Genomic DNA, 12,249 nt, shown 5'->3' on the forward strand with positions numbered 1-12,249 from the left:
GCGTCAAGGGAGACGAATGTCCAGAAAGAGATGGCACCTCCTCGGTCTGTTCACCGCGGTCGGCGCGATCGCGGTCGGCCTGGTCACCGTGCCGGCCAGCGCGGCCGGCGGTGTCGGCGCCAGTTTCACCAAGGGCTCCGACTGGAGCACCGGCTACGAAGGCAAGTACACGATCGCCAACGGCTCCGGCTCGACGCTGGCCGCGTGGACGGTCGAGTTCGACCTCCCGTCCGGCGCGAAGATCGCGTCGCTCTGGGACGGCAGCTACACCGCGGCCGGCCAGCACGTCACCGTCAAGAACACCTGGAACGGCAACGTCGGCAACGGCGCGAGCGTCAGCTTCGGCTTCAACGTCAGCTACTCCGGCACCTACTCGGCGCCGGCGAACTGCAAGCTGAACGGCGGCTCCTGTGACGCCGGCGGTGGCACCCCGACCACCACGCCGACGACCCCGACGCAGCCGACCACGACGCCGACCACTCCGACCACGCCGCCGACGACGACCACCACCACGCCGCCCCCGCAGGGCGGCCTGAAGAACGTCGGCTACTTCGTGCAGTGGGGCGTCTACGGGCGCAACTACCACGTCAAGAACATCGAGACCTCGGGTTCGGCGAGCAAGCTGACCCACATCAACTACTCGTTCGGCAACGTCAAGAACGGCCAGTGCACGGCCAACGACGACCCGTACGCCGACTACCAGAAGACCTACGACGCCGCGGGCAGTGTCGACGGCGTCGCCGACACCTGGGACCAGCCGGTGGCCGGCAACTTCAACCAGCTGCGCAAGCTGAAGAAGCTGCACCCCGGGCTCAAGGTGATCTGGTCGTTCGGCGGCTGGACGTACTCCGGTGGCTTCGGTCAGGCCGCGCAGAACCCGGCCGCGTTCGCGCAGTCCTGCTACAACCTGCTGAAGGACCCGCGCTGGGCCGACATCTGGGACGGCATCGACATCGACTGGGAGTACCCCAACTCGTGCGGCCTGAGCTGTGACACCAGCGGTGCCGCGGCCTACAAGAACCTGCTGTCCGCGCTGCGGTCCAAGTTCGGCTCGTCGTTCCTGGTCACCTCGGCCATCACGGCGGACGGCAGCAACGGCGGCAAGCTCGACGTCGCCGACTACGCCGGTGCCGCGGCGTCCGTCGACTGGTTCAACGTCATGACCTACGACTACTTCGGCGCCTGGGCGCCGCAGGGTCCGACGGCGCCGCACTCGCCGCTCACCAACTTCACGGGCATCCCGACGCCGGGCTTCTACTCCGACGCCGCGATCCAGAAGCTGAAGAGCAAGGGCGTCCCGTCGAGCAAGCTGTTGCTGGGCATCGGGTTCTACGGCCGCGGCTGGACCGGCGTCACGCAGAGCACGCCGGGTGGCACCGCGACCGGCGCCGCGCCCGGCACGTACGAGGCGGGCATCGAGGACTACAAGGTCCTGAAGAACAGCTGCCCGTCGACCGGCACGTTCGCCGGCACCGCGTACGCCAAGTGCGGCAGCAACTGGTGGAGCTACGACACCCCGGCGACCATCGGCGGCAAGATGTCCTACGCCAAGCAGCAGGGCCTCGGCGGCGCCTTCTTCTGGGAGCTGACCGGTGACACCACCAACGGCGAGCTGATCAGCGCGATCAAGAACGGCCTGTCTTGAGAAGCCGCTGGTTGTCCGCACTCGGGCTGGCGGCCGCGGCCGCCACGGTCGGTGCCGTGTTCGTGATCGCTCCGGCGAACGCGGCGGGCGGCGTGTCCGCGACCTTCGCGAAGGGCTCCGACTGGGGCACCGGCTACGAGGGCAAGTACACGATCGCCAACGGCTCGGGCTCGACGCTGCCGACGTGGACGGTGGAGTTCGACCTGCCGGGCGGCGCGAAGATCGCGTCGCTGTGGGACGGCAGCTACACGGCGGCCGGCCAGCACGTCACGGTCAAGAACACGTGGAACGGCAACGTCGGCAACGGCGGTAGCGCGAGCTTCGGGTTCAACGTGACGTACTCGGGCGCGTACTCCGCTCCGGCGAACTGCAAGCTCAACGGCGGCGCGTGCACGGCCGGGGGCACCACCCCGACGACCACGCCCACCACCCCGCCCACGACGACACCGCCGCCGACCACCACGCCCCCGAACCAGCCGGGTGGCCGCGGCGCGCCGTACCTCTACATGGGCTGGGGCAACCCGCCGAACCCGCAGACGGTGATGAACGCGACCGGCGTCAAGTGGTTCACCATGGCGTTCGTCAACGCCTCCGGTGGCTGCAACCCGGCGTGGGACAGCAGCCGTCCGCTGAGCGGCAGCGCGGACGCGACCGCGATCGCGCAGATCAAGGCGGCGGGTGGCCAGGTCGTGCCGTCGTTCGGCGGCTGGAGCGGCAACAAGCTCGGCCCGAACTGCTCGACGCCGGCCGCGCTGGCCGGCGCCTACCAGCAGGTCATCAACGCGTACGGCCTCAAGGCGATCGACATCGACATCGAGAACTCCGACGAGTTCGAGAACGAGGCCGTGCAGGACCGCATCCTGAACGCGCTGAAGATCGTGAAGCAGAACAACCCCGGGATCCAGACGATCCTGACCTTCGGCACCTCGACGACCGGCCCGAACTACTACGGCAACCGGCTCATCGACCAGTCGAAGGCGCTGGGCGCCGGGGTCGACATCTACACGATCATGCCGTTCGACTTCGGCGGCGGCGCCAACATGTACGCCAGCACGACCGGCGCGGCGAACGGCTTGCGGGACAAGCTGAAGTCGACGTTCGGGTGGAACGACGCCACGGCGTACAACCACCTCGGCATCTCGGGCATGAACGGCCTGTCCGACCAGCAGGAGCTGACCGATCTCTCGACGTGGACCCAGATCACGAACTGGGCCAAGACGAACAAGATCGGCCGCCTGGCGTTCTGGTCGGTCAACCGCGACCGCGGTTGCCCCGGCGGCGGTGTGCAGGCGGCGTGCAGTGGCATCGCGCAGAACGACTGGGACTTCACCAGGGTGACGGCGGGCTTCTGACGCTGTCCTGAGAAGAGGCCTCCTTGCCGGCTCCCCGGGCCGGCAAGGAGGCCTTTCTCATACCGCGTCCCATACCGGGCGGATCCTGTCCGGTATCGGTTCTACCGTCGTCGGCATGACCACACAGATCGCCTCGCTGCGCATCATCACCGACGACGTCGCCCGGCTCGTCGGCTTCTACGAGCACGTCACCGGCCTGCCGGCGACCTGGGCCACGCCGGACTTCGCCGAGGTCGCGACGCCGGCGTTCACCCTCGCCATCGGCAGCACGCGGACGGTCGGGATCTTCAGCCCGGGCTCGGCGCGGCCGGCCGACAACCACAGCGCGATCATCGAGTTCCTCGTCGACGACGTCGACGCCGAGTACGCCCGGCTCAAGCAGGGCGAGATCGAGTTCGTCACCGAGCCCACGACGATGCCCTGGGGCAACCGGTCGTTGCTCCTGCGCGACCCGGACGGCACGCTGGTCAACCTCTTCAGGCCGGTCAAAGCGTCTTGACGGCGTCTCCGATCGCCTCGTCGAGGATGGCCAGGCCGAGGGAGATCTCCTCTTCGGACGCCGTCAGCGGCGGGGCGATCCGGAACACCCCGCCCATGCCGGGCAGCTGCACGATGTTCATGTGCAGCCCCAGTTCGAGGCAGCGGCTGGTGACGCGCGCGCCCAGTTCGTCCGAGCTGCGCTTGGTTTCGCGGTCCACGACCAGTTCCAGCCCGGCCAGCAGCCCGCGGCCGCGGATGTCGCCGACGACCTCGTGCCGGTGCGCGATGCGCTCGAGGCCGTGCCGGAGCAGGCCGCCCAGCTGCAGCGCGCGCTCGTCGAGGCGGTCGCGGGTCAGGACGTCGAGCACGGTGTTGCCGACGGCGGCCGGCAGCGGGTCGGCGACGTGCGTGGTGAAGAACAGGAACCCGCGGTCGTGCGCCTCCTGCTCGATCTCGGCACTGGTCAGCACCGCGGCCAGCGGCAGGCCGGCGCCGAGCGTCTTGGACAGCGTGAGGATGTCGGGGACGACGCCGTCGCGCTCGAAGGCGTACCAGTCGCCGGTGCGGCAGAGGCCGGTCTGGGCCTCGTCGACGATCAGCAGCATGCCGCGCTCGCGGCACTTTTCCCGCAGCGCGGCGAAGTAGCCGGGCGGCGGCTCGATGATGCCGCCGGAGCTGAGGATCGGCTCGACGAGGCACGCGGCCAGGCTGCCGACCGACTGCGCGTCGATCATCTCGAAGCCGAAGTCGAGCTGGCGCCGCCAGTCCAGTTCGCCGTCGGCGCCGGTGAAGTCCGGCCGGTAGCGGTTGGGCGCCGGGATGGCGAAGTTGCCGGGCGCGGCCGGGCCGTACCCCTTGCGGCCGGCGCTGTAGGTGGCGCTCGCCGCGGCCTGCGTCATGCCGTGCCACGACCGGGCGAACGAGACGATCTCGTGCTTGCCGGTGACGAGCTTGGCCAGCCGGATCGCGGCCTCGTTGGACTCGGCCCCGGTCGTCAGGAGGAGGGCCTTCTCCAGCGGTGCCGGGAGCGTCTCGGCGAGGCGGCGCGCGAGGTCGACGACCGGGCGGCTCAGCATGCCGCTGAACAGGTGGTCGAGCTTCCCGACCTGCCGCCGGACGGTGTCGACGATCTCCGGGTGCGAGTGCCCGAGGATCGCGCTCATCTGGCCGGACGTGAAGTCGAGGATCCGGCGGCCGTCTTCGGTGAAGACGAAGCTGCCTTCGGCGCGGTCGATGATCTCGTGGGTGAAGGCGCCGCCGTAGCGGACCAGGTGCTTGTCGGCGTCGGCCCAGAAGGCGTCTGCGGAGGTGGTCTCGTAAGTCGGAGCAGCCATGCTCTCGACGGTAAGTCCGGTCCGAGCGTCACGTCCATCTCACAATTCCGACTTTCTTGTTCGGTTTTACTGCACAACAATGAGTCGATGTTGAACCCGTGGCGCCTGCGGCTGCTGAGCCGGCTCGACACCCTGGGCACGGGCCGCGCGGTCGCGCAGGACGCGAACCTGAGCGCGTCGAGCGTGTCGCAGCAGCTGGCCGTGCTCGAAGCGGAAACCCGCACCCAGCTGCTGGAACGCACCGGCCGCCGGGTCCGGCTGACACCCGCCGGGCTCATGCTGGCGCGGCGCGCACGGGCGATCCTCGACCACATGGACACGGTCGAGGCGGAGCTGCGCGGCCTCGGCGACGAGCCGGTCGGCCTGGTGCGGCTGGGCGCGTTCCAGAGCGCGATCCACACGATGGCGGTCCCGGCGGTGACTCGGCTCGCGGCGACGTACCCGCACCTGGACGTCGAGCTCCTGGAGCTGGAACCGCACGAGAGCATCCCCGCCCTGCGCGGCGGCGACGCGGACGTGATCATCACGACGACGGACTTCGTCGAGCTGCCCCTGGGCCCGGACCTGGACATCGTCCGCCTGGCCGCCGACCCGATCGTCCTGGTGACACCCCCGGGCGGCCCCCGCGGCCCGGTCTCGCTGTCGGCGTACGCGGACGAGCCGTGGGCGCTGGACGTCCCGCAGTCGTACATGGCGAACCTGACGCTGAGGCTGTGCCGCGAGTCGGGTTTCGAGCCGAAGGTGGTGTGCCGCTTCGCCAACTACCTGATGACGTTGCAGCACGTGGAGGCCGGCTTGTCGATCGCGTTGCTGCCGGGCCTGGCGGTGGACCGCCGCTACCGGGTGGCAACGCGAGAGCTGACGGCACCGGTGAACCGCACGATAGCGGCGGTGGTACGCCGCGGGTCGCCGTTAAGGGCGGCGGTGAACGTGGTGCTGGAAGCGTTGCGGCAGCAGCCGGACCTCCCGGCCCTGGCCGAATGGGCCGGGAGGTCGTAGCGGCGGCTATTTCTCGGTGTCCGCGACCGGGCTCGTCCGGCGAGCGTCGCGTGGACTGAGGAGTAGTCCGGAATCAGTGCTGGTGCTCGTGGTCGCCCTGGGCGTGCTCCGCCCGTGCCAGCCACAGTTCGGCCTCGTGGGCGGCCCCTCGCGACCGGAGCATCCGGGCCAAGCTGAGCATGCCTTGGACGTCTCCCGTTTCGGCCGCGCGGCGGAACCACTGCTCGGCTTCGGAGAGGTCCTCGCGGTGCTCGGCGAGGTGCCCGAGGTTGGTCAGGGCCGGGACGCTGCCGTGCTCGGCGGCCTTGCGGTACCAAGCGGCGGCCTCGCCCTCGTCGCCGCGGTTGCGGGCCAGGACGCCGAGGTTCGTCATCGCGGCCGGGTCGCCGCGCTCGGCGGCGTCGAGGTACCAGTTCTCGGCCTCTTCGAGGTCGCCGCGGCGGTGCAGCAGCAGCCCGAGCCGGACGATCGCCTCGACGTTGCCGCCGGTCGCGCCCTGCCGGTACCACGTCTCGGCGTCGCTGGGCCGGCCCAGCCGCTCGGCCTGCCTGCCCAGCTGGCACGCGCCCCCGAGGTCGCCGGCCAGCACGGCCGCGCGCCACCACCGTGCGGCCTCCGCCGCCTGGCCGCGGTCGCGCAGCAGGATGCCCAGGTCGATCATCGCGCCGGTGTAGCCCGCGTCGGAGGCCTGCCGCAGCCACGACTCGGCCTCTTCGGTCTTGCCCTGTTCACGCAGCAGGTGCCCCAGCGCGGCCATCGAGGACAGGTCGCCGGTGCGCGCGGCCGCGCCGAACCAGTGCTGGGCGTCGTCGCGCTTGCCCCGCCGTTCGTAGGAGCGGGCGAGGTTCAGCATCCCGTGCGGGTCGCCGGCCAGCGCCGCCTCGTGCCACCAGCGCTCGGCCTCCTCCAGGAGGCCGCGCTCGTTGAGCAGGTGCGCCAGCGCCGTCATCGACGTGCGGTCACCGCCCATGGCGGCCCTGCGGTACCACGACTCGGCCTCGATGAGCTCCCCGCGCTCGCGCATCGCCGCACCCATCCGGGCCATGGCGACGACGTTGCCGCCTTCGGCGGCCTTGCGCTGCACGTAGTCGTCGAAGCTCGAGTTCCACTTCTTTAGCCGACCGGGCATCGGCCTGCTCCCTCCGGCTGGTCCTTGCTCCGGTAGTCGCAGTTCATGGGCCCGATGTGACATCTCAGCTAGGGGTGGGCGAGATCACATTCGCGCCAGGCGGTCGTGTCGACACGGTTTTCCCACGTCGTCAGCAGGAAGACTACGCCGCGCGCACCCCTGGGTGAGAGGAGAAAATCTTGGCGGCCCGCGGCTTTCGGCTCAGCGTGACGCAGCGAACCCTGCTGGTAGTCGCGATCCTCGCGATCGCCCTTTTCGGCTATTGGGCGACGAGAGGCGCGGGCGCGACCCCAGCCGCCCCGTCGACGTCTTCCGCTGCTCCCTCCGGGCCCGTTCCGGTCAACGCCGCCGACGCGCAGAAGCAGCTCGGCGAGCTGACCGTCGCGGCGCGGACGTCCATGGACGGCTACTCCCGTGAGAAGTTCCCGCACTGGGCGAGCCAGGGGTCGAGCTGTGACACGCGGGAAGTCGTGCTGAAGCGCGACGGCAAGGACGTCAAGACGGACAAGGAGTGCCGGGCGACGTCCGGTACCTGGACGAGCGTCTACGACAGCGAGACGTGGACGAAGCCGACCGACCTCGACATCGACCACATGGTCCCGCTCGGCCAGGCCTGGGCGAGCGGCGCGAAGACGTGGACGACCGAGAAGCGCGGCCAGTTCGCCAACGACCTGACGCGGCCGCAGCTGTTCGCCGTCACCGACAACCTCAACCAGCAGAAGAGCGACAAGGCGCCCGACCAGTGGAAGCCGCCGCTCGTGGCGTTCTGGTGCACCTACGCGACCGACTGGATCGTCGTGAAGCACTACTACGGGCTGACCGTGACCGAGGCCGAGAAGACCGCCTTGACGGACATGCTGCGCCGCTGCTGAGCTGACCGCCATGACGACGTTCGCGTTGATCCACGGCGGCGGTGGCAGCGGCTGGGACTTCCACCGGCTGGTGCCCGAGCTCGCGGCCCGCGGCCACGACGCGGTCACCCCGGACCTGCCGATCACCGACCCGGCGGCCGGGCTCGCGGAGTTCACCGAGACGGTGCTGGCCGCGCTGGGCGACCGCACGGACGTCGCCGTCGTCGGGCATTCCTACGGCGGCTTCACCGCGCCGCTGGTCGCGGCGAAGGTCCGCGCGCGGGTGCTGGTGTACCTGGCCGGGATGATCCCGGCGCCGGGGGAGCAGCCCGGGCAGTGGTGGGGGAACACGGGGTTCGCGGCGCCGACCGGGCTGAGCGAGGCCGAGCAGTTCTTCAACGGCGTCCCGTCCGAGCTGGCCGACGAGTGTCAGGCGCGCGGGCGCGATCAGGTGAGCAAGGAGTGGGACGAGCCGTGGCCGCTGCCGGCCCACCCGGACGTCCCGACCCGGGCGCTGCTCTTCCGCGACGACCGGTTCTTCACGCCGGACTTCCAGCGCCGCGTGGCCCGCTCGCGGCTGGGCGTCGAACCGGACGAAGCCGACGGCCCGCACTGCGCACCGCTGAGCCACCCGGCCGCCATCGCCGAGAAGCTGGTCAGCTACCTCTAGTCGCTTTGGTTACTTAAAGGTCTAGACCTATTGACTGTGTGGTCCAGGCCACTTAACGTCTGGTGCGCGGCGAACCCGCACCTCCCACCTGTTTCACCTCCGCTCCGGTCCCCGCCATGGAGGTTCCCCCGTCATGCGCTTCGCCAGGATCATCGCCTTGACGGCCTTCGCCGCCGGCAGCCTCCTCGTGGCTCCCGCGGCCCCGGCGTCCGCCGCGGCTTTGCCCGCGTGCCAGCACTTCTACACCGGCACGATCCCGGACCGCCCGGTCACCGGCGGCCACGGCCCCGGCACGCTCGTCGGCGCCGCGAACGTGTCGAACCGGCTGCCCGCACCGGGTTCCGTCAGCGGCGGCCTCGGCGCGGACGGCAAGGTGACATTCACGTTCGCCCGCGTCAGCGGCGCGAAGGCGTACCGCGCGTTCCGCAACGGCCAGGCGCTGCAGTGGATTTCCGACTGGGGCCAGCCGACGCTCACGGTGACCGACGCGAGCCCGTGCCAGAACGCGAACTACCAGCTCTACGCGATGACGGCGGAGGACAACTCGCCCGGCTCGCTCGGCCAGATCTCCACGGCGTACCGCCTCGACACGGGCAACCACCTCGCCGCCTACCGCATCCCGGCGGGCACGACGTTGAGCTACCGCGTCACGTCGTACAACGACGCCGCCCAGACGGCGCTGGGCTACAGCGCCGGCCCGGGCTTCTGCGCGGTAGACGCCCGCAACATCCCGTGGGGCACCAGGTTCTCGGTCCCGGGCTACGGCGAGTGCTACGCCGCGGACATCGGCAGCTGGATCAAGGACGACATCGTCGACGTCTGGCTACCGGGCGCCCAGGCCGACGCGTGGGGCATCCAGCGGCTGACGCTGACGGTGCGCTAGAGCCACCTGGCCGCCGAAAGGCCGTGAAGCCTCCTTGCCGACGTCCCCCCTTCGCTCCGGCAAGGAGGCCTTCATGGCTCGCGGCCGTCGAGCCGGATGGTGCTCGGCGCGGTTCCACGCCTCCGTGAACGGGAACGGCGTCGAGAGGAACCCGGGCCGCCAGTTGTCCGCGGATCCCGGCGCGCTCAGCCGGTAAGGCCGTAGCGGGGCCCGGCGCCGCGCACGCCTACGGTCCGCCGAAGCGGCTGAAGTCCGGGTCGGCGGCCGACAGGTCGGCCAGCCGGTCCCGGACTCCGGCCCACGTCACCAGCGGTCGAGGTGCAGCACGTCGTCCAGGGGCTGGCGTGATGCCGGCTTGAACGTTTCGCCCGTGTAGAACGCCGTCGGGATCAACGCAGCCTGGTGGACGTTCTTCGGCAGTCCCAGGACCTCCGCCGCTTCCTGCTCGTACTTCAGGTGCAGCGTCGTCCACGCCGTGCCCAGGGTCACCGAGCGGGCCGCCAGCATGAAGCTCCACACCGCCGGCAGCAGCGACGCCCACAGGCCCGCCTGGTTGCCCGCCGGGAGCTCGTCCGACGGCGTCTCCAGGCACGGGATCACCAGGACCGGGACGTCACCCATCCGGTCGGCCAGGAACTCCACGCTCGACCCGATCCGCTGCTGCACCGGGGCCCGCGCCGGGTCGTCCGCGAACAGCTTGCCCGCCGCGTTGCCCGACTCCAGGTACTCGTGGCACGCCCGGCCGTAGATCGCGCCCAGCGCCGCGCGCTGGGCGTCGTCGGTGACGACCAGCCACTGCCAGCGCTGGGTGTTCGAACCGCTCGGCGCCTGCAGCGCCACCTGGATGCAGTGCTTCACCAGGTCGATCGGCACCGGCCGGTCGAAGTCCAGCCGCTTGCGGACCGTCCTGGTGGTCGTCAGGAGCTCTTCGGGCGTCATCATCGGCCCATCATGCCGGGCCTACCAGCGATCGTGCACCAGCGGGCGGATCAGCTCCTCGTACGTCGCGCGGACGCCGGCCGCCGCCTCCTCCGGCAACGGCGGGAGTGCGGCCGCCGCGGTGTTCGCCGCCACCTGCGAAGCGTTGCGGGCGCCCGGGATCACCGTGCTCAGGCCCGGCTGGTCGAGGATCCAGCGCAGGGCGAACTGCGCGAGGGCCTGCCCCTCGGGAACGAGCCCGCGCAGCCGCTCGACGGCCGCCAGGCCGACCTCGTACGGCACGCCGGAGAACGTCTCGCCGACGTCGAACGCGTCGCCGCCACGGTTGAAGTTCCGGTGGTCGTCGGCGGCGAAGGTGGTGCTCGCCGTGTAGCGCCCGGACAGCAGGCCCGAGGCCAGCGGCACCCGCGCGATGATCCCGGCGCCCGCGTCCGACGCCGCCGGCAGCACCCGCTCCAGCGGCTTGAGCCGCAGGCAGTTGAGGATGATCTGCACCGACGCGACGTTCGGCCGCGCCAGCGCCGCCAGCGCCTCGTCACACGTCTCGACGCTCACGCCGTACGCCTTGATCCGGCCTTCGTCGACCATCGCGTCCAGGGCGTCGTAGACGGCGTCCGTCGAGTACACCGGCGTCGGCGGGCAGTGCAGCTGGACCAGGTCGAGGGTGTCCATCCCGAGGTTGCGGCGCGACCGGTCGTTCCACTCGCGGAAGTGCGCGGCGACGTAGTTCTCCGGCACCTGGTCGACCCGGCGGCCCATCTTGGTCGCCACGAAGACGTCGGGGTGGTCGGCGCGGAACCGGCCGACCAGCCGCTCGCTGCGGCCGTCGCCGTAGACGTCCGCGGTGTCGAAGAAGGTGACGCCCGCTTCGGCCGCCGCGTGCAGCACGGCGAGGGCGTCGTTCTCGCCGACCTCGCCCCAGTCCGCGCCGAGCTGCCAGCAGCCGAGCCCGACGACCGAGACCTCGCGGCCGAGGCGGGTGATCTTCCGGTTCTCCATGTCGCGATCCAAGCACACCTATGATCGGCCGTCATGGCCATGACTTCGGGTCCGGACGGGCTGGGGACCCGGCTGCGGCACGTCCTCGAACTGCTCGACGGCGACGTCGCGAAGTTCCTCGGCGACATCGGCCTCGACGGCTACCGGCCGCGGTATTCGCCGGTCGTGCGCGCGCTGCTGGCGAAGGGGCCGCTGGCCATCCGGGACCTGGCCGCGGAGCTGCGCGTGACGCACTCGGCCGCCAGCCAGACGGTCGCCCAGATGAGCCGGGCCGGCCTGGTGACGCTCGAACCCGGCGCCGACGCGCGGCAGCGGATCATCTCGCTCACGGACCGGGCGCGCGACGTGCTGCCCCTGGTGGAGGCCGAGTGGGCGGCGACGAACGAGGCGTGGGACGCGCTGGAGGCCGAGCTGCCGCACTCGCTGCGCGCCCTGCTTGACGCGATCGTCGAGGCGCTGGACCGCAAGCCGTTCCGCGAGCGGATCGGGGAGACGGAAGCCGCCCGCGAACTGCTGTGACTAGGCCGTGCCCGAGACGCGGAAGATCGCCCAGACGTACTTGCCGCCGGGGCAGCGCTCGAAGCCCCAGTCCTCGGACAGCGCCTGGACCAGCACGAGCCCGCGGCTGCGCGCCTCGGCCGGCGACGGCGCCCGCAGCTCGGGCAGCATCCGGCCGGTGTCGTACACCCGCAGCGTCAGCCGGCCGTCGGCGTACTCCATCTCGAAGCGCTGCGGGCGTTCGCCGTGCTCGAAGGCGTTCGTGACCAGCTCCGAGGTCGCCAGCAGGACGTCCTCCAGCTGCGCCTCGTCCAGGCCGAAGGCGGCCGTGGCCGCGCGGACCTCGCGACGGGCCAGCGCCGGGGCGGTGACGTCCGACGGGAGAAGCACCGTCAGTGGTGCGGCCGCGGCGATGCGCTGCGGCATCTTCGACGTCGTCATCGGGGTCCCCCTCCCTGTGGTTTCCGGTA

At 70.9% G+C, this 12,249-nt stretch carries 13 protein-coding genes; 8 read left to right on the plus strand and 5 right to left on the minus strand.

What is annotated here, in order from left to right:
* The first annotated feature begins 16 nt into the window (after positions 1-16).
* The 3 genes from MUY22_RS13815 (at position 17) to MUY22_RS13825 (ending at position 3,496) form a co-directional block, all read left to right on the plus strand.
* The gene (locus MUY22_RS13815; protein ID WP_247060033.1) at positions 17-1,645 is read left to right on the plus strand and encodes a glycosyl hydrolase family 18 protein; all 1,629 of its coding nucleotides are present in this window, start codon (positions 17-19) and stop codon (positions 1,643-1,645) included.
* Positions 1,642-2,997, plus strand: coding sequence for a cellulose binding domain-containing protein (locus MUY22_RS13820; protein WP_247060034.1), 1,356 nt, complete (start codon positions 1,642-1,644; stop codon positions 2,995-2,997). Before MUY22_RS13815 ends, MUY22_RS13820 begins: the two co-directional genes overlap by 4 nt.
* Positions 2,998-3,112: 115 nt before the next feature.
* A complete protein-coding gene (locus MUY22_RS13825; RefSeq protein WP_247060037.1) occupies positions 3,113-3,496 on the plus strand; it encodes a VOC family protein in 384 nt (127 codons plus the stop codon).
* Here the strand turns inward: MUY22_RS13825 and MUY22_RS13830 are convergent.
* Positions 3,483-4,811, minus strand: coding sequence for an aspartate aminotransferase family protein (locus MUY22_RS13830; RefSeq protein ID WP_247060039.1), 1,329 nt, complete (start codon positions 4,809-4,811; stop codon positions 3,483-3,485). The genes MUY22_RS13825 and MUY22_RS13830 overlap by 14 nt on opposite strands.
* An 87-nt stretch (positions 4,812-4,898) precedes the next feature.
* Here MUY22_RS13830 and MUY22_RS13835 point away from each other — a divergent pair, with 87 nt between their 5' ends.
* Positions 4,899-5,810, plus strand: a complete 912-nt coding sequence (locus MUY22_RS13835; protein ID WP_247060040.1) for a LysR family transcriptional regulator — start codon at positions 4,899-4,901, stop codon at positions 5,808-5,810.
* A gap of 73 nt (positions 5,811-5,883) precedes the next feature.
* Here the strand turns inward: MUY22_RS13835 and MUY22_RS13840 are convergent, their stop codons facing one another.
* On the minus strand, positions 5,884-6,939 hold the full coding sequence (locus tag MUY22_RS13840; RefSeq protein WP_247060041.1) for a tetratricopeptide repeat protein: 1,056 nt from the start codon (positions 6,937-6,939) through the stop codon (positions 5,884-5,886).
* A 179-nt stretch (positions 6,940-7,118) separates the two neighbouring features.
* Between MUY22_RS13840 and MUY22_RS13845 the strand changes: the two genes are divergently transcribed.
* From MUY22_RS13845 to MUY22_RS13855, 3 genes are all read left to right on the plus strand, one after another.
* Positions 7,119-7,811, plus strand: coding sequence for an HNH endonuclease family protein (locus MUY22_RS13845; RefSeq protein WP_247060042.1), 693 nt, complete (start codon positions 7,119-7,121; stop codon positions 7,809-7,811).
* Between the two features lie 10 nt (positions 7,812-7,821).
* Positions 7,822-8,460 (plus strand): alpha/beta fold hydrolase, encoded by a 639-nt coding sequence (locus MUY22_RS13850; RefSeq protein ID WP_247060043.1) that lies wholly within the window; start codon positions 7,822-7,824, stop codon positions 8,458-8,460.
* A 133-nt stretch (positions 8,461-8,593) separates the two neighbouring features.
* Entirely contained in the window at positions 8,594-9,343 is a 750-nt protein-coding gene (locus MUY22_RS13855; RefSeq protein ID WP_247060044.1) for a 3D domain-containing protein, read from the plus strand.
* Positions 9,344-9,646: 303 nt separating this feature from the next.
* On the opposite strand, the gene MUY22_RS13860 is transcribed toward MUY22_RS13855, so the two are convergent.
* Complete coding sequence (locus MUY22_RS13860; protein ID WP_247060045.1) at positions 9,647-10,285, minus strand: nitroreductase family protein; 639 nt, start codon at positions 10,283-10,285, stop codon at positions 9,647-9,649.
* A gap of 18 nt (positions 10,286-10,303) precedes the next feature.
* Entirely contained in the window at positions 10,304-11,281 is a 978-nt protein-coding gene (locus MUY22_RS13865) for an aldo/keto reductase (protein ID WP_247060046.1), read from the minus strand.
* A 33-nt stretch (positions 11,282-11,314) separates the two neighbouring features.
* Here MUY22_RS13865 and MUY22_RS13870 point away from each other — a divergent pair, with 33 nt between their 5' ends.
* A complete protein-coding gene (locus tag MUY22_RS13870; protein ID WP_247060048.1) occupies positions 11,315-11,800 on the plus strand; it encodes a MarR family winged helix-turn-helix transcriptional regulator in 486 nt (161 codons plus the stop codon).
* Here the strand turns inward: MUY22_RS13870 and MUY22_RS13875 are convergent, their stop codons facing one another.
* On the minus strand, positions 11,801-12,220 hold the full coding sequence (locus MUY22_RS13875; RefSeq protein WP_247060049.1) for an ATP-binding protein: 420 nt from the start codon (positions 12,218-12,220) through the stop codon (positions 11,801-11,803).
* Between the last annotated feature and the right edge of the window lie 29 nt (positions 12,221-12,249).

The sequence above is a fragment of the Amycolatopsis sp. WQ 127309 genome, assembly GCF_023023025.1.
Lineage (GTDB): Bacteria > Actinomycetota > Actinomycetes > Mycobacteriales > Pseudonocardiaceae > Amycolatopsis.